Source organism: Lysinibacillus sphaericus (genome assembly GCF_006864135.1).
Classification (GTDB): domain Bacteria; phylum Bacillota; class Bacilli; order Bacillales_A; family Planococcaceae; genus Lysinibacillus.
Window position 1 is genome coordinate 131,342 of record NZ_SADV01000004.1, and the last position, 23,798, is coordinate 155,139.

At 36.1% G+C, this 23,798-nt stretch carries 20 protein-coding genes, 2 pseudogenes and 1 other annotated feature; of the genes and pseudogenes, 12 read left to right on the top strand and 10 right to left on the bottom strand.

The genetic code is table 11. The features are described 5' to 3' along the window. Positions 1–17: 17 nt before the first annotated feature. Complete coding sequence (locus C7Y47_RS06710) at positions 18–1,622, bottom strand: ABC-F family ATP-binding cassette domain-containing protein (RefSeq protein WP_100541926.1); 1,605 nt, start codon at positions 1,620–1,622, stop codon at positions 18–20. Positions 1,623–1,884: 262 nt separating this feature from the next. Between C7Y47_RS06710 and C7Y47_RS06715 the strand changes: the two genes are divergently transcribed. The 3 genes and pseudogenes from C7Y47_RS06715 (at position 1,885) to C7Y47_RS06725 (ending at position 3,446) form a co-directional block, all read left to right on the top strand. Further along, entirely contained in the window at positions 1,885–2,478 is a 594-nt protein-coding gene (locus C7Y47_RS06715; RefSeq protein WP_142508063.1) for a phage integrase SAM-like domain-containing protein, read from the top strand. Positions 2,479–2,531: 53 nt separating this feature from the next. After that, positions 2,532–2,708 (top strand): annotated as a pseudogene (locus tag C7Y47_RS24865) (peptidase G2 autoproteolytic cleavage domain-containing protein); the annotation flags it as partial. A gap of 453 nt (positions 2,709–3,161) precedes the next feature. Then, on the top strand, positions 3,162–3,446 hold the full coding sequence (locus tag C7Y47_RS06725; protein ID WP_185903423.1) for a DUF2513 domain-containing protein: 285 nt from the start codon (positions 3,162–3,164) through the stop codon (positions 3,444–3,446). Between the two features lie 23 nt (positions 3,447–3,469). Here C7Y47_RS06725 and C7Y47_RS06730 read toward each other — a convergent pair whose 3' ends face one another. The 5 genes and pseudogenes from C7Y47_RS06730 to C7Y47_RS06750 all read right to left on the bottom strand — a co-directional run bounded on the left by C7Y47_RS06730 (position 3,470) and on the right by C7Y47_RS06750 (position 7,362). Then, positions 3,470–4,402 (bottom strand): serine hydrolase domain-containing protein, encoded by a 933-nt coding sequence (locus tag C7Y47_RS06730; RefSeq protein WP_142508066.1) that lies wholly within the window; start codon positions 4,400–4,402, stop codon positions 3,470–3,472. An 813-nt stretch (positions 4,403–5,215) separates the two neighbouring features. Continuing rightward, positions 5,216–5,923, bottom strand: a complete 708-nt coding sequence (locus C7Y47_RS06735) for an FtsW/RodA/SpoVE family cell cycle protein (RefSeq protein WP_142508067.1) — start codon at positions 5,921–5,923, stop codon at positions 5,216–5,218. A 12-nt stretch (positions 5,924–5,935) separates the two neighbouring features. Continuing rightward, the gene (locus C7Y47_RS06740; RefSeq protein ID WP_142508068.1) at positions 5,936–6,457 is read right to left on the bottom strand and encodes a permease prefix domain 1-containing protein; all 522 of its coding nucleotides are present in this window, start codon (positions 6,455–6,457) and stop codon (positions 5,936–5,938) included. Then, complete coding sequence (locus tag C7Y47_RS06745; RefSeq protein ID WP_142508069.1) at positions 6,444–6,839, bottom strand: helix-turn-helix transcriptional regulator; 396 nt, start codon at positions 6,837–6,839, stop codon at positions 6,444–6,446. The genes C7Y47_RS06740 and C7Y47_RS06745 overlap by 14 nt, the downstream gene beginning before the upstream one ends. Further along, a pseudogene (locus C7Y47_RS06750) lies at positions 6,820–7,362 on the bottom strand (sigma-70 family RNA polymerase sigma factor). Before C7Y47_RS06750 ends, C7Y47_RS06745 begins: the two are co-directional and overlap by 20 nt. 197 nt (positions 7,363–7,559) lie before the next feature. Between C7Y47_RS06750 and C7Y47_RS06755 the strand changes: the two are divergent. From C7Y47_RS06755 to C7Y47_RS06765, 3 genes are all read left to right on the top strand, one after another. Then, positions 7,560–8,588 carry a hypothetical protein gene (locus C7Y47_RS06755; protein ID WP_142508070.1) on the top strand — a complete coding sequence of 343 codons (1,029 nt, stop codon included), beginning with the start codon at positions 7,560–7,562 and terminating at the stop codon, positions 8,586–8,588. An 81-nt stretch (positions 8,589–8,669) separates the two neighbouring features. Then, positions 8,670–8,890, top strand: a binding site (T-box leader). 40 nt (positions 8,891–8,930) lie between these two features. Then, positions 8,931–10,604, top strand: coding sequence for an arginine--tRNA ligase (gene argS / locus C7Y47_RS06760; protein WP_142508071.1), 1,674 nt, complete (start codon positions 8,931–8,933; stop codon positions 10,602–10,604). A 155-nt stretch (positions 10,605–10,759) separates the two neighbouring features. Then, on the top strand, positions 10,760–11,932 hold the full coding sequence (locus C7Y47_RS06765; RefSeq protein ID WP_142508072.1) for an MFS transporter: 1,173 nt from the start codon (positions 10,760–10,762) through the stop codon (positions 11,930–11,932). Positions 11,933–12,003: 71 nt separating this feature from the next. Here the strand turns inward: C7Y47_RS06765 and C7Y47_RS06770 are convergent, their stop codons facing one another. Together C7Y47_RS06770 and C7Y47_RS06775 are read right to left on the bottom strand one after the other, a co-directional pair. Continuing rightward, entirely contained in the window at positions 12,004–13,002 is a 999-nt protein-coding gene (locus C7Y47_RS06770) for an alpha/beta fold hydrolase (protein ID WP_142508073.1), read from the bottom strand. A gap of 3 nt (positions 13,003–13,005) precedes the next feature. Further along, positions 13,006–13,554, bottom strand: coding sequence for a MarR family winged helix-turn-helix transcriptional regulator (locus C7Y47_RS06775; RefSeq protein WP_255505049.1), 549 nt, complete (start codon positions 13,552–13,554; stop codon positions 13,006–13,008). A 476-nt stretch (positions 13,555–14,030) separates the two neighbouring features. On the opposite strand from C7Y47_RS06775, the gene C7Y47_RS06780 reads away from it, so the two are divergent. Next, positions 14,031–15,158 carry a TcaA NTF2-like domain-containing protein gene (locus C7Y47_RS06780; RefSeq protein ID WP_255505050.1) on the top strand — a complete coding sequence of 376 codons (1,128 nt, stop codon included), beginning with the start codon at positions 14,031–14,033 and terminating at the stop codon, positions 15,156–15,158. Between the two features lie 8 nt (positions 15,159–15,166). After that, positions 15,167–16,936, top strand: a complete 1,770-nt coding sequence (recQ, locus tag C7Y47_RS06785; RefSeq protein ID WP_142508074.1) for a DNA helicase RecQ — start codon at positions 15,167–15,169, stop codon at positions 16,934–16,936. Between the two features lie 74 nt (positions 16,937–17,010). Here recQ and C7Y47_RS06790 read toward each other — a convergent pair whose 3' ends face one another. Next, entirely contained in the window at positions 17,011–17,358 is a 348-nt protein-coding gene (locus tag C7Y47_RS06790; RefSeq protein WP_142508075.1) for a VOC family protein, read from the bottom strand. A gap of 1,136 nt (positions 17,359–18,494) precedes the next feature. Continuing rightward, positions 18,495–19,016, bottom strand: coding sequence for a peptide-methionine (S)-S-oxide reductase MsrA (gene msrA / locus C7Y47_RS06795; RefSeq protein ID WP_142508076.1), 522 nt, complete (start codon positions 19,014–19,016; stop codon positions 18,495–18,497). A gap of 171 nt (positions 19,017–19,187) precedes the next feature. On the opposite strand from msrA, the gene C7Y47_RS06800 reads away from it, so the two are divergent. The 4 genes from C7Y47_RS06800 to C7Y47_RS06815 all read left to right on the top strand — a co-directional run bounded on the left by C7Y47_RS06800 (position 19,188) and on the right by C7Y47_RS06815 (position 23,664). Beyond that, positions 19,188–20,138, top strand: coding sequence for an LCP family protein (locus C7Y47_RS06800; protein ID WP_142508077.1), 951 nt, complete (start codon positions 19,188–19,190; stop codon positions 20,136–20,138). A 64-nt stretch (positions 20,139–20,202) separates the two neighbouring features. Continuing rightward, positions 20,203–21,402, top strand: coding sequence for an AI-2E family transporter (locus C7Y47_RS06805; RefSeq protein WP_142508078.1), 1,200 nt, complete (start codon positions 20,203–20,205; stop codon positions 21,400–21,402). A gap of 463 nt (positions 21,403–21,865) precedes the next feature. Beyond that, the gene (locus tag C7Y47_RS06810) at positions 21,866–22,393 is read left to right on the top strand and encodes a TetR/AcrR family transcriptional regulator (RefSeq protein WP_255505051.1); all 528 of its coding nucleotides are present in this window, start codon (positions 21,866–21,868) and stop codon (positions 22,391–22,393) included. Positions 22,394–22,464: 71 nt separating this feature from the next. After that, complete coding sequence (locus C7Y47_RS06815; protein ID WP_142508080.1) at positions 22,465–23,664, top strand: MFS transporter; 1,200 nt, start codon at positions 22,465–22,467, stop codon at positions 23,662–23,664. Positions 23,665–23,798 lie beyond the last annotated feature (134 nt).

A 23,798-nucleotide genomic window follows, 5' to 3' on the forward strand; every position in this document is an offset into this window, starting at 1 on the left:
GGACCCTGTTTTGTTCATTAGTTTAAGCCTTGGCTATCTTTCCACTCTAGGAATTCATCATAAGTTAATAGTTTATCTAAAATTGTACCGTCTTCACGGATTTCGATGACACGGTTAGCAATTGTTTGGATGAACTGATGGTCATGAGATGTGAAGAGCATTGCACCTTTGAAGCGCATAAGCCCTTCGTTTAATGCTTGGATTGACTCAAGGTCAAGGTGGTTCGTTGGCTCATCCAGTAAAATAACGTTTGCTGTTGCAAGCATCATTTTTGATAGCATACAACGAACTTTTTCGCCTCCTGATAAAACGGAAGGAGATTTTTTCACTTCTTCACCAGAGAATAGCATACGACCTAAGAAGCCGCGTAAGAAGCTTTCTGTTTCATCATCAGGAGAATATTGGCGTAACCATTCCACTAATGATTTTTCTGAACCTTCGAAGTATTTATCGTGATCATTTTCAAAGTAGCTTTGAGAGGTTGTTACGCCCCATTTGAATGTACCAGCATCTGCTTTTCTTTCGTCCATTAGAATATCAAGAAGAGCCGTTTTTGCCATTGGATTACCAAGTAAAATGATTTTATCCTCTTTGTTCATTGAAAAGCGAATATCTTTAAATAGTGTTTCGCCTTCATTGCTTGCTGTAAGGCCTTCCACTGTTAACACATCATTACCGATTTCACGTCCAGTTTGGAAGTTGATGAACGGATATTTTCGGCTAGAAGGTTTAATGTCGTCTAGCTCGATTTTATCCAACATTTTCTTACGAGAAGTGGCTTGGCTTGATTTTGAAGCGTTCGCAGAGAAACGAGCAACGAATGCTTGTAGCTCTTTAATCTTTTCTTCTTTCTTCTTGTTTTGGTCTGCCATCATTTTTTGTGCTAGTTGGCTAGACTCATACCAGAAGTCATAGTTACCAACATATAATTGGATTTTAGAGAAATCAAGGTCAGCAATATGTGTACATACTTTGTTTAAGAAGTGACGGTCATGGGATACGACAATAACCGTATTTTCAAAGTTAATTAAGAATTCTTCTAACCATTGGATTGCTTTTAAGTCAAGGTGGTTGGTAGGCTCATCTAGTAATAGAACGTCTGGCTTACCAAATAGAGCTTGTGCTAACAATACTTTGACTTTGTCAGAACCTTCAAGGTCAGCCATTAGCATATAGTGAAGCTCGTCGCCAATCCCTAATCCGTTTAATAATGTTGCTGCTTCTGAGTCAGCTTCCCAACCATTTAGGTCAGCGAATTCACCCTCTAATTCAGCAGCACGCATGCCATCCTCATCAGAAAAGTCTTCTTTTGCGTAGATAGCGTCTTTTTCAGATTTTACTTCCCAAAGACGTTTGTTCCCCATAACAACTGTATCTAGTACATTGAATTCATCGTATTCAAAGTGGTTTTGTTTAAGGACTGATAAACGTTCGTCCTTACCCATTGATACGTGACCTTCTTGTGCTTCAATTTCACCAGAAAGAATTTTTAAAAATGTTGATTTACCAGCACCATTTGCTCCGATTAAACCGTAGCAATTCCCCGGTGTGAATTTTATATTTACGTCTTCAAATAGTTTACGATCGCCATAGCGAAGACCTACATTACTTACTTGAATCATGCAAGTTCCTCCTTTTTTCACAATGGCACTAGTATATCATGAAATATGTACCATAGTCTATAAACATTATTAAATCAACGTTTATAGTCGGTGAAAGAAGGATGTTTAATCGAAGCAAGAGAGTTGAGTGTGAAATTTGGATAATATGACCGATTATTTTGTGTGTATTTGATCGTATGTAGGGAGAAAAACAGGTAAGAAAATAAAATAAATTTATCCCTAATTTATTACCTTTTAATTTTCCACAAAGGGGAGATGTCACTTGCCTAGAAAAGTAAAGGAATTGAGAATGGATGATGTTGTTTTCAAGCCAAATTTAAAACCCTCATTTTCTGAACAAAAGGATACTAACAAAAAAACTGATTCTATTTTAATTGAACAAGCCATCGAAATAGTAAATCAACAGATGAAATTACAAGGACTAAGACACAAAACTTTACTTGTATACAATCACACTATGCAGAAATACGTTGAGTTTTTAAATCTTAAAAAAGTAGATGATATCAATAAAGAAGGATTCATGGATTGGTTAGAATCACTCGATCATTTAGATAAAGTAACTCAAGCAAACAGATTTAGATTTGTATCGGCAATTTTAACAAGGTTTTACGATAATGGTTGGATTAAAGGTAATAAATTTTGGAAGGACGTTAAAATTAAAGTTGATAAAAAAGTCAAACAAGCGGCACAAGAAAAGAAATTAGAGATTCTGTTATCAGTAATCGATGCAACCAACTTCATAGGTTTTAGGGATTTGGTTGTTGTGCTTTTACTTTATAGAACAGGGATTAGAATAAATACGTTGGCAAGTTTAAAAGAGGAGCATATTAATTTTAGTGAAAAAATGCTAGGTTAAACCCTAATTGGAATCCTGACCAAGCATATACACCTCGTGAAAAGCGTGCTGAATGGGATGCTGTAGGATTAGTAGGTAAGTTGTTAGTACGAGATGACGGCACACTATATCCTAATAACTTTGCTAAAGTAGGTGTATTAGATGGTGAATTAACTTTATCTGACGAGCCTACCAATATTCGTGTTATGGAGCGTGTAACAGAAAATATAGTTCGTGTATTTATTAAATAATAGTTCCGAATTGAAACAAGTACATTAACCTCAAGTGTAGGAGTATTTAACTGACAGCGGTGTAGAGTTTTTAGCTAGTGATTATGAGCTGCCAGAACAAATAACTCACAATAGATAAACAACAACTTTTAAGTAATATCCGTAATTTATAAAAGCGTCCTCTTTTGAGGATGCTTTTTATTATGCTTCGAAAGGATGATTTTGAAATATCGGTAGAAGTACATAGAAAAAAGTTAAATTAACAAATTTAATGTAATAATAGTTCTATTTAATTTATAGAGGAAACCTCTTCCTTTTGTCGAAATTTATAATAATCAGGTACAACGGAGGGATTATTTTAAGAAGAGATATGGAATACTGTATTGAAATATTGCTAGATTTAGCTAATGGTGAACATAAACCACTTCTTTATTTAAGTCATATTTTTACCCTGAAATTACAAAAGAGGAAGAATTGGAAAACAAAAAATATTTGTATCACTTAGAATTACTAGAAGATGCAGGTTTTATTGATTTTAAATTAGACGGTATTTCAGAGGGACATCTTATTAGTGATTGTCCTAAAATCACTTGGGACGGTAACGATTTTATAGATATGATAGAAAACGATACACTTTGGAATAAAACTAAAGAAGCAGCAAAAGAAAAAGGATTTGAAGTTGCAAAAATGCCTTTAGAAATGCTAGTAACATTTACTAAAATGAAGGCTAAAGAAATGCTCGGAATAGAGATCGATTAACTATGAATAGTACCATCTGTTTACTAAGCGCTGCTCTTGTTGAGTAGCGTATTTTTCCCCATGACATCTTGAGTATACCAACCATAGCCATATTGATTCGGAAACTTTTTAGCATGGGTCGTACTCATCAATTCTGATGTTTCTTTGCTTATCAACACATTATTAAGCAAGGCTCTGTCAAACAGTTCTAAATCTTCAACAGTAGAAATGATATCCCCAGCTGCGTATGCTGCAGAATTATGTAATAAGGGTCCGATTTTTCCTTCTACATGTCCTTCCGCTTTCGGTATGCCAGTGGGAACCGTAAACATAGAATTAGACATGTTGCTCGGCTTAAAAATATTTTCTTCTATATAATTTGCATAAGACTGTCCGCTGACTTTTTCAATAATTAGCCCTAACATTACATAACCAGTATTACTATAACTAAAGCTTTTACCTGGGGTAAACTCTAATTCAGAATCTTTAACGGTATTTACAATATCAATTGGATTCCAATCTTTGCTGTAGTCAAAATTGAAATCCTTCTTCAGATAATCCGGAATTCCCGAGCTATGACTTAATAGATGACTTATTGTAATAGTCTCTCCATTCGGGAAATCTGGTAAGTGTTGCGAAATTGGATTATCTAAGTTTAGAAGTTCCTTTTCCACTAATTGCATGACTGCTACTGCAGTGAATGTTTTAGTTAATGAAGCAATCTGATAGAGTGTACTTGGGCTATTCTGTAAATCATCGGCTGCCAATCCGTAACCTTTTGTAAATAAAACTTCACCTTCTTTTGCAATTAGGACGGTTCCCTGAAATTTTTCATTTGTCAAATATTGATCGATCTTTTCAGAAACGCTTCCAGATAAATTACTATGGTTGTTACATCCAAATAATAGCAAAGCTACAAAAGACATGATTATAATAACAAGAATAGTAATAGAGAAAATTTTTAAGAATTTTTTCATATGTATACCTCTCAATCTATTTCTTTATAGCTTATTAAATACTTCAAATCCTATAACAAAATTATACATAAAAACTAAAAAGAGGAAAATGTAATTTGTAAGTGCTACATAATAATCGTCATCGCTTGAAACTGTAACAACCATTTCTTTAGTGTTCATATTTGCTTCAAGAGTTGTTATTGGAGCGTCATTGAGAAGAGAGTATGAAATATCAAACTAATCCCAAACATCATCATTACTGTTGGTAAAATTTGCCAGCAGTAAAAGTAAACTTCTCGTGATTCCCTCCTAATGTAAATATTCAAAGTTTTATTCACATATATATCAATGTAAATACATTTTGGTAATACAAGGGGATGTGGAGGTGATGAAATGCTATTAAGAAACAAATATTTTAGGCAGTTTATCTTTTCATTTATAGCAATTATAGCAATTGCTATATACAATATTTCATTTCTTAATAGAGCTTTGGAGGTTTTGTTAGTAGCTTTTCTATTTACGATAATTTCTGATCTTGCTTTTCAAAATAAAAAATTCCGAGACTTTTCATTATTACAGAAAATTGCCTTATTTGTAGTGACTGTGGGCATATTTATATCGGTTTTCATGTACACAGAACCTGTCTATTTTCCTAAATAGATTTTTTTAATATCGATACTTAATGAAATTTAACTACCTGTAATTGGGTAACTTTTTTGATAAATTCTCACTTAATTTCAGAGACATATAGTTAGGGGACAAATAATTTTCTATAAATAAAGTAACCTTTTATAGATAGATTGGTAAAAGGTTACTTTAAATTGCTTAAAAACATTAAATATATGATTTTCTTCGATAAATACTAAGTGTCAAGCCGATAGCAACGCTCCCAAGTAGCATTGGAAATACACCATAACTAATGAATGGGATTGGCATTGACATGAGGGGGACAAGTCCGAAAAGCATAAGTATGTGATATATAATTTGCGTTGTGACATAGGCAAGGCCACCTACTATTAATAAACGACCGTATTCGTTATGAATGGAGGCTAGAGTGTATGCTATACGGAAAATGATGAAGCTAAGAAGACATACAACGGCTACTCCTGCAATAATTCCATACGTTTGTAAAATCGTCAGTAATACATAATTAGTATGTGCCTCAATCTCCCATATTACCTTGCTGTTGCCAAACCATGTGAGGTTTTTCATCACGGTTGAAATATAGGATACACCATTATCTTCTAAACCTGGTGTATATATAGTCTTCATTCGAGCCAGTGAAAGGTTATAGGGGGCTAAAGGCACAACCATTAAGTAGCTTATTAAGGCAACAAATAGGAAACTAAAAGCTACGGTACAGGCTAGCTTTTGTTTGCGAGAAAAGCTACTCGCATAAAATAATATGGCAACAATCACCGTGTACGTACAGAATAATGAAAAGTCCGGCAATCGTATGTAGCAATATGCACCGATAGAATAAAGAATGAGCAACCACCATAATGATTTTTTTTGTTTAGCAAAAAATCCCGCAAATGCTATTAAAAAGAGAGGCTATGTCATCCAACCTTTAAGTTCAAGGGGACCTGCTTGAAAAAAGATCACATCATTCATCATTTGATTACCATTTAAGATAATAAGAAATATGAGACATCCCAGTACATACAAATGCGTGGAATAGCGCTCTAGCTTGCGGAAATCGAGTCGCGTTAAGAAAATTGTCACAGCAATTCCACCAATAACAATAACGACATTACGCATGATAAAATGTCGTAACGAGAGCTCAGCTGGTAGGAGCGGTAAAAAGCTACACATCGCTGCCAGCACAAATGGAATAACGAGTAGCCAATCGATTTTCGGCTGATGAATTTGATTGAGTGAGACGCCGAGATTTGTAGCATTACCCATTTCACTTACAGCCTGTTGTTCTGCATCTGCAGCGTTATAGCCCTTTTCCTGCCAAGCCTGTTTTGACTTCGCTAAATGATAGGTTAACTCCTTTTCAACAGCTTCATGTGCCTCCTTGTTCCGAATATGACCCTTTACATGTTGAATAAATTCTTTAATCGTTCGCATAGCGCACCTCCTTCAGTAATTGCTGAAGAGAAGGGAGCTTGTCTGTTTCTTTGTTAAGCTTTGTCAGAAGTTTAACACCCTTACGTGAAAGAACATATCGCTTTTCGTTCTCGTGCCACTCACTTACGACGAGTTGTTGCTGTTCAAGGCGATGTAGAGAAGCATAGATCATCCCTTCGTTAAAATGAACTACCTCTTTGTTATTTGTATAAAGAAGTTGCGTAATCTCATAGCCTGAGCGCATCGTTTGTAGCATCGGTAACAGCACCTGATCCGAAAGTTCCTCATGAATGCCTTTGCGCACAGCTTCCTTATATGTCTCCGTAAACTGCACCTTTTTAAATTGATTTTTCATAGCTTGTTTAAAACGTGTTTCCGTCAAATGGATTCCCTCCTAACGCTTTTTGTAACAAGGAACGTGCCTTACGAAGTCTTGTTTTCACCGTATTGTTATTCAATGATAAAATGCTAGCAATTTCCTGGATCGGATAGTCCTCAAAATAATAAAAGTAAATAAGTTCACGATACTTTACGGGAAGTGCCATCACTAAGTCAAACAACGCCTCGTCCTCACTATTTTTCACAACTTGCTCAAGCAAATCGCTCGTTTCTAATGTTTCCTCTAACACATTCGTTTCGATAACATCTACGTTTTTCTTGTACTAGCTCTTTATATAGTCCTTTGAATGATTAATAGCAATACGCCATAACCAAGTTTTCAAACTGGCATGTCCCTGATATGTTGAGAGAGCCTTATAGCAAATCTCTTGCGTCAAATCTTCAGCAAGAGCAGTATCATGTACATATGTATAAACAAGCTGCAGAATCGCTTGGCCATAATTGGCCATTAGCTCCTCAATCACCTGATCTCGTGATAAACCGCTTGCTGTTATTGTTTCCTCCATATCGTACCTCCTTACGTGTTCATTCATTAGACGATTGCCAAATAATACTGGTTTTACTTTTATAAAAAAGCGTGTAAATGTGTTGTGAGTACTCGTAAGCTAAATAACCTTTAGGAAGAGTTCTAGCAGGTAAGGATGAGGGGTACATTAAATAGTAGGGCGAAATAGCAAACTTTATAGTAGAAAGGGAGGGGATCTTGAAGAGACTTACATTAATTTTGATAATTACCGTAATGATTTGCATTGTCTTTAGTAAAAAAATATTTTCAATTAATGATCATAATCCCTCAGAATCTAAACTTTATATCAATGTGTTTGGTCCTAAAAGTTTGAAGTTTACATTCTATCATTTTGATCAGAGTCAAAATAAAAGTAAAGTACTATTTAGTAAGGAAACGACGGATTTTACTGCTTTCGCTTATTCTGAACGTACTAATATATTGTATTTTGCTGATGTCATATCAGATCATACAATACAATTATTTGAAAATGACCTAAACACGAATCAAATGAAACAATTAACCACTGTATTTCATAATGTTGACTTTATCCAAATAGACAAAGCGCAAAGAATTATCTTTATGAGAGTGCTATTAAGAGATGAACTTAAAAATTTTCATATGGCTACCTATAATCTTGATACGCAGAAAATACAAATATGGGACGAAGACAACAAGGATAGCAGTATTTTAGATTTTAATTATAACCCGAACAATAATCAATTAATTGTGGTTTCTTTCTCCGAGGACGAAGATCAGAAGAAACTTGACGAGGTTAATAAAAATCAAACGAAATTACAGCCGACCAAATACAGTTTAGATATTTATGATATTGAAGGACAAAAAAAGAAACATGTAGCCGATGTAGAAAGATTTATAAGTGGCGCATCATTGGCTCCAGATGCAAGCTCTGTTATTATTAGCTATGATGAAGCTGTAGATAGTCCTATTTCGCATGTTGTTGAAATAGATATCAAAACAAAAAAAGTAAAGCACCTACTAGATAGTAGTAATATTTATTCAAAAATTCGCTCAGTTAAATACGATGAAAAAAAAGAAGGGTTTTATTTCTTATCTAGTTTTATTGATGAAAAAAAGGGTTATAGTATTTTGGAAATACCAAAGGAGAGCGTACTCTCGTACTATGACATCAAGAAAAATAAGGTGCGAAATGTATGGCGGGCTAAAAAAAGTGTTATTGTTAATTATTCAGCAGAACATTTTTAATGTAAACATTTACTTCTTGATATTTCTGAAAAGACTGTTGACAATAATTAGTAGCTCGTGTAGAATATTTTGAAATTACAGTCAAATTCGATGAAAAAGAGAGTAGTTTATGGAGTTACTGGAAAGCGAATTAGGGATGGTGTGAGCCTAATGCAGCAGCCATAAATGAAACGCACTTTGGAGAAGGTTCTCGAATGAGTAGTAGAGAATATCGGGGAGTCACCTCGTTAACAATGGAAAGTGGTCATATTTATATGGCAACTAGAGTGGTACCACGGGATAACTATGCTCTCGTCTCTATATTTAGAGATGGGGGCTTTTTTTATTGAGAGGAGAATGAATATGCATACACAAATTGCGAAAAGAATCGCTGTGGCATTAAATAATGAGTTATCTGTTAATGACATTCAAAATCTACTAGAAAGACCGAAAAATTTGGGCTTAGGAGATGTAGCATTCCCTTGCTTTACACTGGCAAAAAAATTAAGAAAATCTCCAAACAGTATCGCATCCGACATAAAACACAATTTAAGCTGTAATTTAATACAAGAAGTTCAAGTAGTAGGTGGCTATGTCAATATTTTTTACCATCAGCCAACGATTACACATCAAGTACTTTGCCAAATAGTAAAAGAAGAAAATTTATACGGGACTCATCAGGAGTCAAAAGGGAATGTAGTTTTAGACTTTTCTTCTCCAAATATAGCGAAGCCTTTTTCCATGGGCCATTTACGCTCAACAGTGATCGGGAATGCTTTGGCGAATATTGCTGAGAAAAATGGCTATCAAGCAATTCGTATAAATCATATAGGTGACTGGGGCACACAGTTTGGTAAGTTAATCGTTGCCTATCGAAAATGGGGAGATCAAAAAGTAATTGAAGCTGCCCCAATAGAGGAACTGTTAAAAATATATGTAAAGTTCCATAAAGAAGCGGAGCAGGATGATACTCTCAATGAACAGGGGCGTGCTGCATTTAAAGCATTAGAAGATGGAGATGGAGAGGCTTTAGCTCTTTGGCAATGGTTTAGAGATGCATCACTCGAAGAATTCAAAACCATTTATCAATTGCTTGGAATAAACTTTGATTCTTTCGCTGGGGAAGCGTTCTACAATGACAAAATGACTGCTGTTGTTAAAGAATTGAAAGAGAAAGATCTACTTGTGCAATCAGATGGTGCATATGTCGTTGAAATAGACAATATGCCTCCATGCTTAATCACTAAAACAGACGGTGCTACGCTCTATGCTACACGTGATTTAGCAGCTGCTTTTTATCGTAAACAACAATATGATCCTAAAAAAATATTTTATGTTGTAGGGAATGAACAATCTCTTCATTTTAAACAACTATTTAACGTAATTGAGAAGATGGGATACGATTGGGCAAAAGACTTACAGCATGTACCTTTTGGGATGATTCTAAAAGACGGTAAAAAAATGTCGACACGTAAAGGAAAGATTGTTCTATTAGCAGAAGTACTAACAGAAGCGATAGCTACGGCGAAGCGAAATATCGAGGGAAAAAATCCAAATCTAGTGGATAAAGAGAACATTGCACGTCAGGTTGGTGTAGGAGCGGTTATTTTTAATGATTTAAAAAATGATCGTCTTCATGATATTGACTTTTCGATTGAGCAAATGATGCATTTTGAAGGTGGAACAGGGCCATATATTCAATATACGTATGCCCGTATCTCATCTCTTTTGGAAAAAGCAAATGAAACTAGTTACGAAGTATCGTTTGAAGCATTAGGGGAGCAAGCGTGGCCAGTTGTTTTATTACTAGAACAGTTTCCGAATGTAATTGTCAACGCTTTTGAGCAAGCAGATCCATCACAAATTGCTAAATATGCCTTGCAATTAGCGCGTGTATTTAATAAATATTATGCTCAAAATAAAATATTGGTCGATGATAGCCAGAGAACATCACGATTAGCATTTTGTCATTGTGTAGCCATTGTTTTAAAAGAATCGTTAGTATTATTGGGCATTGCAGCGCCAAAAAAAATGTAAGTATCGTAAGCTGCCGTTATGTCTTTTTTTTAATAATTACCATTAAATTGACCGATACTAGAAAAAATGGTAAAAGGAAATAGTGAGAGTTTAAAGGTCTAACAAATTTTGTTGAATTTTTGACCGTATCAATAGAGAGAAGGTATTTAAAAAGTATGGAGAACAAGCAATGGCGTGTTTCTATGGTACTTGTGGTTGTTAGTATTTTCTTCGTTGCGCTCAATATGCGCCCAGCAGTCACAGGGATAGGACCACTATTTAATGTACTTTTGGAATCACTCCATATATCAAATACAAAAATGAGCTTTTTAACATCTATTCCGGTGTTTTGCATGGGTCTCTTTGCACCATTTGCGGTACCTATTCAAAGGAAACTCGGAACAAAAACAGCTATTACGCTTTTAATAATAATCCTAGCATTAGCAAATGGGCTACGCTTTTTAAAAGAAAGTTATGTACTACTTGTAGTCACAAGCTTCGTTGCAGGATTTGCCATTGCACTTATTGGACCCATCTTAAATGCCTATATAAAGAAAAAATTCCCGAATCGTTTTACAACCGTGGTAGGTGTTTATTCATTTGGAATAGGAACAGGGGCAACATTGAGTGCGGCACTAACCATAACATTTTTTAATCATTTTCATGAGAGCTGGACAATGGCGCTTGGCAGTTGGGCAATACTTGCAATTATTGCTCTTTGTATTTGGTTACTAGCAATACAAAATCAAGAGCGGCCAGAGACAGGTGTATGGACAGAAAATGCAGCACGAAATCCTTGGAAAAATGCACGTGCTTGGACCATTTTAATTTACTTTGGGATACAAACATCTTTGTTCTTCTCAATAATGTCTTGGCTAGCACCGATATTACAGGATAAGGGCTTTTCTCTTGTCGCTGCAAGCTCTATGCTAACTTTTATGTCTATTGTACAAATGGTTGGAAATATTTTGGTTCCTATACTAATGGAAAAATGGTTCAGTCGAATCGGTTGGCTCTTTTCTTTAGGGAGCTTAGGCGTGATTGGCTTTGTGTTGCTATGGTTAGGCTCAGGAACTTTTTTATGGATTGCCGTTTTCATAATAGGTATCGTATTAAGCGGCTTATTTCCAATTGGTTTATTGCTACCACTGGATGAGGCAAGAAATGACGAGGAGGCAAATAGCTGGTCATCTATGGTGCTTTCAGGAGGCTTTATGATAAGCTCCATTATCCCAATACTAATCGGCTATTGCTATGATGTGACTGGAAACCATACATTTACCTATTTGATTTTTATACTATTAATGATTGGCATAATTGCTACTACATGTATGCTTAAGAAAAAATAATGAGAAGACATGCTTAAATGTACGAGCATGTCTTTTTTAAAAGCTCCATAATCGGCTTTTAGTTCACATTTTTATGATGAACTTTTATAAGATCTAGACGCCTCCGTACAATGTTCATTGTTATATATCTGAAGTAATGTATCTGAGAACAAGTTGGTTTGGTCCATCATAATTCTATGACCGGCATTTGGAATGATAAATAATTTTTTATGGGGAGCATTAATTTTACTAAAGTATTCTTCGGCAATAATGTAGGGAGCCTGCCAGTCATCCTCACCTAAAATGAAATAAATGGGAACTTTATAATCTGAGGAGTCTGCCGCCAGGTCAAAGTCTCCTAAAAATTCATGGATTTTGCTATTTGCTTTTAGTCCTTTCGAAAATGCGAAAAGATCCGATAACTTAAAAATAGGACTTTTAAACGCTGATATAAAAACAGGAAGGTCACTCTTAACGGCTAAACCATAAAGCCCTTGAAGTTTTCGGATTTTCCTACATTTCTTTAAAAACTCACGATCAAATATTATTTTTTCTCCTGGATAAGTTCCTATAGTTTCAAGTTTTTTTAAAGCTTTTTTATCATTTGCCTTTACTATTTGTTCCTTCATTTTTGCATAAGCAACACGCTCATTTTCAAGAAGGGAGACAACTTGTGCCACGCCAATATAATAAGCAATATCTTCAGGATATAGCTTGATAAATATACTTCCTAAAATAGTGCCCCAAGACCTTCCGAGTAAAACAATCTTTTCTTTATTATATTTCTGCTTTAAATATTGAATAATTCCATATAAATCTTCTAGCATGTCATCAATTGTAGGATACTTATCGGGGTTTTTAGTAAGCGTTTTTCCAGCACCACGCTGATCCCAATGTACAATCGTAAACGTTTCTTCTATTTTATATTGAAAAGCATAGGCAAAAAGAGATTCAACACTACCAGGACCACCATGTAAATAAAGCAATACTGGGTTATCATAATTAGTACCTGAATGAAATAAATAATGATTTACACCGTTAACCGAGACATATTCTTCACTATTAATTAACTTCTCGGATTTATTGTTCATTTCTCATTCTCCCTCTATATGATTTCTTCGTCTTTCAAACTCCTTTAAAACCTGTAGCTGAACGTCCATTTGATTTTCATCCATTGTCAAGTTACTGCGCTCTTCAAAACCATCTTGTTCTTCACCATCAAAACTAAATAACTTCTTTAATAGCGCCCACATTGTTTCGAGCTCATTAGTAGAAAAATTTTTAAAAAGATCCGCTAAAAAATATGTTCCTTTTTCTCCTGCCTCTAACGCAACTTGTTTACCAAACGTAGTAATCGTCGTGTTGACCGCACGTTTATCATGCTGACTAGGGGCAATTTCGACATAGCCTTTATTTTTCATAGTAGTGACTAGCTGTTTTACATTCTGTTTAGTCGTTCCTAGTTTCCTTGCGATATTGTTGAACGATGCTTGATCTTCAGGTAAATGGGCAATAGCTAAAATAACCATAAATTGTCTAGACGTTAGTTTTTCTAAATATTGATCGGATTGTACTTGAATTTTATTGCCAACAGAAAAAAGGGCTGAATAGATTTGTTGCATTAGAAATAAGTCATTGTTCATAAAGATGTCCTTTCCTTTAGACAATATATTGTCTAAAATCATCATAACAAAATGGACAATGTATTGTCTATAAAATAAATGAACGGTCACATAAGTGAGAAGACTTCTATTGTTAATAACATTTTAACCGCAAATTATAAGCCATTTTTCATAGCAAATGTAAAAAAGAGACGTTTTTTATAGGTATAACGGATTGACTAAAAGGTGAGGGCAATGTTTTTATAACACTTAATCTCAAATAATATTATTATGTAAACTTGAAACGTTTTGTAACCTTGTTTATGATAGTAAAGAAAGATGTTTAACTTGCATTTAGCACTGAAAGTCATTACCTCTATTGGTGATAGTGGGTGCGGGGTGAGGCTATTGTTTGGCGGGTTTACAAATAACCGCTGAGATAGCGGAACTCAGGCTATGAACTTCACATTTTGTGAGAATGCTTAAGTGACCAACATCGTGCCTTTGCAGAGGCAGATTTGATAGAAAGTTTTGGTGAACGTATGCGGAAAAAGATGCTCATCCTTGGAGCAACAGCTTTATTATTAACAGGCTGTGGAAATGAAACATTGGCAGAGGTGTTTCATACTGAAAAGACCGATGCAAAATCGGAAAAAGCTGTGACGAAGCAGCAAGAAAAAATTGTACCAGAAGTAAAAGTAGTTGGGGAGAACGGAATCGGTGCAGGAGTCATTATTAAAAAAGAAGACACGAAGCTCTATATTTTGACAAATGGTGCGCTCGTCGCTTCAAAGCCAGTTGCTCTCGTGCAATTTAATAATGATAAACTGATGGAAGCCGACGTGCACTATATATCTACCGCTTATAATATAGCCATTTTAGAAGTACCGTATAACGCATCGGTAAAGGTGCCGAACGTCTATAAAGGTGAATTAAATCAGGTAGCTGTTTATGTTGATAGCTTACCACACATCATTAAAAAATATAGTGACAGCGTAGCAGCTTATTACATAGATGCAAAACAACATACACTTATTGGGAGCCCGGTTCTAGAAGCAGAAAATGGTGAGCTTGTGGGCATCTATTTTAAACGCCAGCAAAACGGTGGAACACAGCCGTTTATATTACCATATAAAGATATTGTACAGTTATTGGATGAATGGATCTCAGGTACTATGAAGACAAGTGATCGACTAACCCAATCCAAAAACTTAAATCCATATATTGAACAAGGCGATAAAGAAGCAGTCCAGCAAGCTATTGATCAATACGGGAAAAATATTTTTGCTTATAATGCCGATGAGGTAAAACTATTTTTAGATACATTTTATAAGCATTTAAAAGCGGCTGTTGAAAATCATGATGCTAGTGTCATGAAGCCTTTTGTAGGTTCAGACGATTTACAAAGCACGCTGGATAATATGGTAGCGCATTACGCAACTAAACAAGCAAAAATTCGTTTTTACAATACATCGATTAAAAACATCAGCATGAAGGGCCAAACTATTGTTATTCGTGCAAAAATAGAGTATGTACTAACAAATTCTGCTGGTCAAGAGGCATTTGCGAACTCTATGATGGTATATGAATTAAATAAAAATAAACAGGGCGAGTATAAGCTTATTCGCCTTACAACAGAGGAGTGAAAAGTTGGATGGAGCAAGCAAGACAAATGCTACAACATCATTTTGGCTATGATTCATTTCGCAATGGACAAGAACCAATTATTGAACAAACATTACGAGGTCAATCAAGTCTTTGTGTGATGCCAACTGGCGGAGGTAAATCAATTTGCTATCAAATTCCGGCACTCATGCTAGATGGCCTTACAGTCGTCATATCTCCTTTAATTTCTCTTATGCAAGATCAGGTAGAAGCATTACGTGCTGCAAATATTCCGGCCGCGTATATAAATAGTACTTTAACCGTGCAAGAAGTGAACGAAACAATGCAGCTAGCGAGTGCAGGTTATTTAAAGCTTCTTTATATAGCACCTGAGCGATTAGAAAGTGCAACATTTTTACAGGTATTATCGAATTTATCAGTACCTTTACTTGCAGTGGATGAAGCACACTGTATTTCTCAGTGGGGGCATGATTTTAGACCAAGTTACCGAGCAATCCAAAAATTATTTACATTGTGGCCGCAAAAGCCAACTGTCTTAGCACTTACAGCAACAGCTACACCGGCTGTATGTGACGATATTAGACATTTATTAGGGATTGATGAGCAATCAACGGTGATTACCGGTTTTTCACGTGAGAATTTATCTTTCTCAGTGTTAATTGGTGAAAACAAAGAGCGTTACATTAAAAATTATTTAGTAAAAAATAAAAATGAAGCGGGCATTATTTATGCAGCTACACGAAAGGCTGTAGACGCAATCTATGAGCTTTTAAGTCGCTCAGGCGAAGCTGTGGCAAAATACCATGCGGGCCTGTCAGAGGACATGCGTATGTCAGAGCAGGAGCGCTTTTTAAAAGACGAGGCACGCATTATGGTAGCGACCAATGCATTTGGAATGGGTATTGATAAGAGTAATGTACGCTTTGTTATTCATTATCAAATGCCGCGCAATATGGAGAGCTATTATCAGGAAGCGGGACGTGCAGGACGTGATGGCTTGCCAAGTGCCTGTATTTTACTTTATGCTTCAGGTGATGTTCAAACACAGCGCTTTTTAATTGAACAGACGCAGGATGAAACACGCATTGCACAGGAATTAGCGAAGCTACAAACGATGGTTGATTATTGTCATACAGAAGGCTGCTTACAAAATGCCATCTTAACGTATTTTGCCGAGGAAGCAGGGGCACCTTGTAGTCGTTGTAGTAATTGTAATGATGGGCGAGAAGTCAAAGATGTGACGGTAGATGCACAAAAGGTATTAGCTTGTGTTGTAAGGATGGGGCAAAAATTTGGTAAGACGATGGTGGCCCAAGTGTTAATTGGCTCCAAAAATCAAAAGGTCACTGAATTTGGCTTTGCAAGGCTGTCTACTTATGGCATTTTAAAAGGACAATATTCCTCAAAGGATGTCTCAACCTTTATTGAGTTTTTAATTGCTGAGGGTGTACTTGCCGTTAAACATGGCACGTTTCCAACTATTTATGTATCAGAGGAAGGCAAAGAAGTTCTACTCGGGAATCGACAGGTCATGCGAAAAGAAGCTGTTACTGTTCGTAAGCTTGTTGACAATGATCCGTTATTTGAACATTTACGATTATTACGTAAAGAGATTGCGGATGAAGAACAAGTACCACCATTTGTTGTGTTCTCTGATAAAACATTGCGTGATTTATGTGATAAAAAGCCGACAGAACTAGAAGACTTACGTCATGTAAGTGGGATTGGTGAAGTTAAATTCGAAAAATACGGTAAGCGTTTCTTCGATGCTCTGCACTCTTTTTTGAAAACAACATGATATAGGAAGAAAGGGAAGTGCTTAATTCAAAAGAATTATGCACCTCCTTTTTATTTTACAAAGTATGGCAACCGCTATTTTTCCCAAAGCTCGATCAGTCGACCATCAGGATCCTTAATCCAAATAAACTTTCCAAATTCACTGATTTCTTGTTCCTTTTCAAGAGGTACACCAATATGATCAAGATGGTTAATAGTCTCGTTTATATCATGTACTTGGAAATTTAACATCACTTGTTGTTCTTTTGGGAAATAACTGTCATTTTCACTGAAGAATGAAAAGATAGTCTCATTTCCTAATTGGGGTTTAATCACAGTCCCATTCCAATCTTCAATGTCCGTCTTCAACACTTCACCGTACCATTTTTTTAAAACATCAATATTCTTCGTTCTCCAAAATATTCCTCCTACACCTTTTATCATCGTTCTAACTCCTGTCTGTCTTCAAATTTTTAGTTTTTCAATTTATTGCTCAGTTCCTTCTTCAACTATACTGCTTTGAGTACAATTTTTCCCAAAATAAACTTGAAAAAATCACCTAAAGAGGTGATTAAACAAAAAAATAACCCGGAATATTTATTATTCCGGGTCTTGATTCTCACTTACTTATAGTGCTCCATGACACACTGCCTCGCTTCCGCATTCATCTTAAAATTCTTTAAGAACTGTGCTTTAGCTTCATTCAGCTTTGATGGTCCTTCTGAGTTACCGGTCAGCCCCACTCATCGGGTTAACCCTCCTTGTCATTGGAATTGAAGTGAAATCTTTAATAGTATAAACTGTTTATTATTTTCTATACACGTTACTTAAAAAAATGAAAAAATCCATTGAAAACGGCTATACATCGAAATTAATTGTGATTGGGCATAATTGTAGTTGTCGCTTTTTCGCTACAGATAAACAATGGGTTCAAGATCGGCTTTGTGCTTAGGCCAGCAGATGTTTTCTGTGCGAAAGTGCAGTGCAAATGTAGCGGCAGCAACATGTTTTTTGTCTATGCGAAAGCGCAGCGGCAGCAACATGTTTTTTATCTATGCGAAAGCGCAGCGGTAGCAACAGCAACAGCAACATGAGGGCCGACACGATATCAGTCAAAAATAACTAAAGAGGCGATTAAACAAAAAAATAACCCGGAATAATTATTATTCCGGGCTTGATTCTCACTTACTTATAGTGCTCCATGACACACTGCCTCGCTTCCGCATTCATCTTAAAATTCTTTAAGACAACTGTGCTTTAGCTTCATTCAGCTTTGATGGTCCTTCTGAGTTACCGGTCAGCCCCACTCATCGGGTTAACCCTCCTTGTCATTGGATTTGAAGTGAAATCTTAAATAGTATTGGCTATTTATTATTTTTTATACACGTTATAGAAAGATCAGAAAACGCTTTTAATCATACGTTTTTACAGGCATTAATGTAAAACAAGTCGAATCCTTCGCGTACGAGAATTCGACTTTTTTAGGTTGAAATCTTCATCTTATTATGAAAAGAAAAAAAGCGGTTATATTCTGAGTCAGGGAAAGTGAATCGTCTATCGAAATAAATGATTATATTTGGCTATTTCTCCCAATGTTTATTGATGAACTGATCTCGACCAGAATGTGCTCGATCATTCTGATAATGCTCTGACTCTTTTTTATAATAGTCCTGATGATAATCTTCTGCAGGGTAGAAGGGCTTGGCATCGCGAATTGTGGTTACAATAGGTTTATCAAAGCGACCACTTTTTGCTAGTATTTCTTTGGATGCTTCAGCAATGTGTTTTTGCTCTTCTGAATATGTAAAGATTGCCGTTGTGTATGATTCACCACGGTCATGGAATTGACCATAAGCATCCGTTGGGTCGATTTGCATCCAGTAAATATCAAGGAGCTGCTCATAACTAAAAATGTTAGGGTCGAATTCAATTTCGACTACTTCTAAATGGCCAGAAGTACCTTTTTTGACATCCTCATAAGTAGGGTTGTCTAAATGGCCACCCATGTAGCCCGAAGTGACCTTATGTATACCGTCCCACTCAACAAATGGCTTTACCATACACCAAAAACAACCGCCAGCAAACGTAGCTTTCTCGATCATGTACATCATCCTTTCTTTCGTGAAAATATTATAGCATTATTTTGTTCATAACTGGCAAATAGGGTGTAAAATAACCTATAAATAGTTGTTGTTAGCATTCATAATATAAAATGAACCTTTCTTTATATGGAATCGTTACATTAACTATAAAAAATAGAGGAGTTAACAGTTATGGAAGAGCAAGATTATTCAAGACGCTCGCAACGTCCAAAAAAACGTCGCTTGCGTAAAGGGAGAGCATTGTTCACATTGCTATTACTTTGTGTCATTGTTATTGTAGGTTATTCCGTTATGCAATACCGCAGTGGACTAGAATTAGCAACGGATACAAAGGTAGCCCAAGAGGATTTTAAAGGTGATGCAGTAAAAGGCGATGTTGAAAATTATTTATTATTAGGAATCGATACTCGTGGTGAAGAAAAATCACGTACAGATACAATGATGGTATTATCTTGGAATAAGAAAACAAATGATGTGAAGCTCGTGTCATTAATGCGAGATATTTATGCAGATATACCAGGTTATAAATCCTATAAGCTTAATACGGCTTACTATTTAGGCGGTGTCCAATTATTAAAGGATACGATCGGTAATATGTTTGGCCTGCCCATTAATCATTATGCAATTATCGATTTTAAAAATTTTGAATCTCTTGTAGATATTATAGCGCCAAATGGAGTTGAAATGAATGTAGACAAGGATATGTCCGAAAAAATTGGGGTTTCATTAAAACAAGGTGTGCATAACTTAAACGGTAAAGAATTACTTGGTTTTGCCCGATTCCGACACGATGAAAAAGGAGATTTTGGTCGGGTAGAACGTCAGCAAAAGGTTATCGAAGCGTTAAAGAATGAAGTTTTATCACCTCAAAATATTTTGAACTTACCAAAATTCGTTGGTGCAGCACAAGGTTATGTCACAACCGATTATTCATCTTCAGGAGAGATTCAGCAAGTGCTTAAAATGGTGTCGAAAGGTAAAGTCAAAATAGAAAAAGCAACTGTTCCAATTGAAGGTAGTTATAGTTTCAAAAGCTTTAGTGGTGTCGGTGATTCAATTGTTATTAATGTAGAGAAAAATAAAGAATTTTTACGTAACTTTTTAGGCATTTCCCTAGAGTGATTTTTCGCAAAATCCAACATTATCCTGTACTATATGGATATAGGATTTGTATTGGGGTGAGTAGATGGAGAAAGAAAGACCAAAAGAGCGTTCGAATTTCTTTTCAACGAAGTTTATTCGTTTTTTAGGTGGTAAAAACTTATTTTTTACACTGATTATTTTATTATTGCTAGCATGCGTTATTTTTATGTTCCAAAAAGTTTCCTTTATATTTACCCCGCTAAAAGTTTTATTTGAGGTAGTTATTCTACCAGGGGTACTTGCCATTATTGGGTATTATTTATTACGCCCAATAGTAGGGCTATTCGAAAGATGGCGTATCCCAAGAGTTTGGGGTATCTTTCTTCTATATATCATTCTGATTGGTATAATTACGTTATTAGTAGTACTTGTCTATCCGTTTTTACGAGACCAGTTTACTAATTTAGCGCAGGAATTCCCAGGATATTTTATGGCGTTTACACAAAATATAGCTGATTATCTGAATAATGCTCGTATTAACGAGTTCCTAGATAAAATTAATTTAAACTATGACGCAATGGTGAAAAATTTTACTACGGATATGGTGGAGACGGTAAAAGATACGGCTGCGAATTTAGCGCAAGGCGTGGCTTCTGGTATTACTGGCTTCGTTTCAGCCTTAACAGGAATTGTTCTATCATTAGTAACGGTGCCATTTATTTTATTTTACTTACTTAAAGATGGCGAAAAACTACCAAGCTTTATTTTAAAAATGTGCCCGCCACGTATGCGTAAAGAAGTACACGAAATTTTCCATGACATGGACAAGCAAATAAGTTCCTATATTCAAGGACAAATTTTAGTGTCAATGTGCATAGGTGCCATGGTGACAATTGGCTTTTTAATTATCGGTATGAAATATGCTTTATTGCTAGGGTTCCTTGCTATGATTACGAGCGTTGTTCCATACTTAGGTCCAGTTATCGCCATTACACCAGCGGTCATTATCGCTCTTGTAACATCACCATTCATGCTTATTAAGCTAGCCATAGTGTGGACGGTCGTACAGTTGATTGAAGGGAAATTCATTTCTCCACAAATTATGGGTAAATCACTTAGTATCCATCCAATAACTATTATTTTCGTGTTATTAACGGCTGGTTCTTTGTTTGGTGTACCAGGTGTTATTTTAGGTATTCCAGGCTATGCTATTATTAAAGTGCTTGTGACACATTTATTCAAGCTATTTAAACATCGTTACAATCGTTACGAAGATGAGATACATCAAAAATATGATGTGTAAAAAGAGACAGCTACTGCGAACAAGCAGTAGCTATTTTTTTATATGGTTATATTAAAAGTTGGGACTATTGTTATTAGCTTTAGCAATTACATCAATGTAATTTTACCAATATAATCATAAGTGGGCTTATATAAACGGAAGGCTAGCTCTGTCCTTACGTAAATTAGGATGGGATGGACCCCTGCCGTTCATAAATGCTTTATAGCGTTCTGAGAATGGTGCACGTAGGTAAGAAAGAATAAAACAAACAACGACAATTACAGAAAATACTAGAATGAAGGGTATAAGCTCACCACATATATGTCGATAAGGCAAGCGGAGAAGATTTTGATCGCCCGTATTGAGTCGGAAAAATAATACTGGACTAATCGTTCCGAAAATATTATAGTATTCTTATTGAAAGGAGGAATTTACCATCGGACGTTCAAAAGAGTTTGACAAGGAGCGTGTACTCCATAAGGCAATGTTAGTATTTTGGGAAAAAGGGTACGATGCAACAAGTATACCGGATTTGTTAAAAGCTATGGAATTAAGCAGATCAAGTTTGTACGAAACTTTTACGGACAAACAGACACTTTATATTGAGGCAATACACCAATACAAAAAATTCAATCAAAATAAACGCAACCTCTTGGTAAATGCGCCGTCAGCGAAAGTCGGAATACGGCAGTATTTTGATCTGCATATTACTTCTGCATTTGATGATGATTTGCCCAAAGGATGCTTGATTACAAAAGCAAGCATTGGCTTGGATTCACCGGATGAACAACTAAGCAAATTGATACGAGACAGCTTTGAGGAATTAGAACAGGCTTTCTATGAACTATTAAGTAAAGGACAGCAGACGGGAGAAATCGACCATGAGAAAGATATTAAGGCTTTATCACATTTATTGCTTAATCTAAATCATAGTATCAAAGTAGTATCCAAGGTGAAAAACAACAAAAAAATTATTTATGACATGATGAATACTGTAATTGAGATGCTATAAATAATTTTTTTGAGATTACTGGAATGATCATTCCAAAAATGCGACCAAAAAAAACTGAGGGAGAGTTTTCTATGCGTTCAATCACAAAACCAAAAATAGAGAAACCTGTTTCATCGTGGATTATACTCATTCTTGCCATAGCTTGTGGCGTGATTGTTGCTAATCTTTATTATGCGCAGCCTTTAGTAGGACCCATCAGTTCTACACTCGGATTATCTTCCGGGGCAGCGGGCCTTATCGTCACGCTGACTCAAATTGGTTACGGAATCGGATTGTTATTTATCGTTCCTCTGGGAGATATCCTTGAAAACCGAAAACTTGTTGTTACGTTATTGCTTTTCACTGCAGTCGTGTTGGCGATTGCTGCTGTAGTTAAAAGCGCTACGCTATTTCTTGCAACTTCACTGTTTATCGGGTTAGGTTCAGTCGCTGCTCAAGTACTAGTACCGTATGCAGCTCATCTTTCGCCCGAAGCCACACGCGGCCGTAATGTGGGTAATGTTATGAGTGGCTTGTTACTTGGTATCATGCTAGCTCGTCCAATATCAAGTGTTATGACGGAGTTTATGGGCTGGCGGGCTATATTCATCTTTTCTGCAGCAATAATTTTTGTTCTGGCACTTCTATTAGTAAAGTTACTTCCTACAAGGCAGCCGATAACAACAACACAATATCCAACACTGCTGAAATCGATGTTGCATTTACTTAAAACGACACCAGTCCTGCAACGTAGAGCATTCTATCACTTTTGTGTGTTCGGAACTTTTAGTTTATTCTGGACAACTGTTCCTATGTTATTGACAAGTCCAATTTTTAATTTTTCCCAAAAAGAAGTTGCGCTGTTCGCATTGGTTGGGGTGTCTGGGGCGGTAGCTGCACCTGTGGCAGGCCGTCTTGCTGATAAAGGTTGGGTTAGACCAGCTACTGGAATAGCTTTAGCTTTAGTTATCATTTCCGTAATGCTACCCCTTATGATCCAAAGCGGCTCGACGTTTGCTTTAGTACTTTTGGTAGTTTCGGCCATTCTTTTAGATATGGGGGTTTCTGCTAATCTGGTTCTTGGTCAACGCGCTATTTTCTCATTGGGAGCCGAGTTTCGAAGCCGACTAAATGGTTTATATATGGCCATATTTTTTGGTGGCGGCGCTATAGGTTCTGCGACAGGAGCATGGGCATACGCCATGGTTGGTTGGAAAGCAGCAATATTGATTGGAATAGCTTTACCGACCATTGCGATGATTTATTATGCGACGGAGAAAAAAAGTAATTGAACTACGTGTGTTGATAGATGAAAAATGATGCTACACAATAAAAATGGGTCGTAGATGAAAAAAGGACTCGTTTATGATAACGGGTTCTGTTTTCGAGTCCAAAACTTAAAAAATCACGATAAAAGGGATATCAA

Bases quoted from the DNA above. Each gene is read 5' to 3' on its own strand.
- argS (WP_142508071.1), top strand. From the start codon at position 8,931: ATGCATACACAAATTGCGAAAAGAATCGCTGTGGCATTAAATAATGAG.
- C7Y47_RS06815 (WP_142508080.1), top strand. From the start codon at position 22,465: ATGCGTTCAATCACAAAACCAAAAATAGAGAAACCTGTTTCATCGTGG.
- C7Y47_RS06790 (WP_142508075.1), bottom strand. From the start codon at position 17,358: ATGATAAAAGGTGTAGGAGGAATATTTTGGAGAACGAAGAATATTGAT.
- C7Y47_RS06770 (WP_142508073.1), bottom strand. From the start codon at position 13,002: ATGAACAATAAATCCGAGAAGTTAATTAATAGTGAAGAATATGTCTCG.
- C7Y47_RS06810 (WP_255505051.1), top strand. From the start codon at position 21,866: ATGTTAGTATTTTGGGAAAAAGGGTACGATGCAACAAGTATACCGGAT.
- C7Y47_RS06710 (WP_100541926.1), bottom strand. From the start codon at position 1,622: ATGATTCAAGTAAGTAATGTAGGTCTTCGCTATGGCGATCGTAAACTA.
- msrA (WP_142508076.1), bottom strand. From the start codon at position 19,016: ATGATCGAGAAAGCTACGTTTGCTGGCGGTTGTTTTTGGTGTATGGTA.
- C7Y47_RS06765 (WP_142508072.1), top strand. From the start codon at position 10,760: ATGGAGAACAAGCAATGGCGTGTTTCTATGGTACTTGTGGTTGTTAGT.
- C7Y47_RS06740 (WP_142508068.1), bottom strand. From the start codon at position 6,457: ATGCGAACGATTAAAGAATTTATTCAACATGTAAAGGGTCATATTCGG.
- C7Y47_RS06730 (WP_142508066.1), bottom strand. From the start codon at position 4,402: ATGAAAAAATTCTTAAAAATTTTCTCTATTACTATTCTTGTTATTATA.
- C7Y47_RS06775 (WP_255505049.1), bottom strand. From the start codon at position 13,554: ATGAACAATGACTTATTTCTAATGCAACAAATCTATTCAGCCCTTTTT.
- recQ (WP_142508074.1), top strand. From the start codon at position 15,167: ATGGAGCAAGCAAGACAAATGCTACAACATCATTTTGGCTATGATTCA.
- C7Y47_RS06800 (WP_142508077.1), top strand. From the start codon at position 19,188: ATGGAAGAGCAAGATTATTCAAGACGCTCGCAACGTCCAAAAAAACGT.
- C7Y47_RS06805 (WP_142508078.1), top strand. From the start codon at position 20,203: ATGGAGAAAGAAAGACCAAAAGAGCGTTCGAATTTCTTTTCAACGAAG.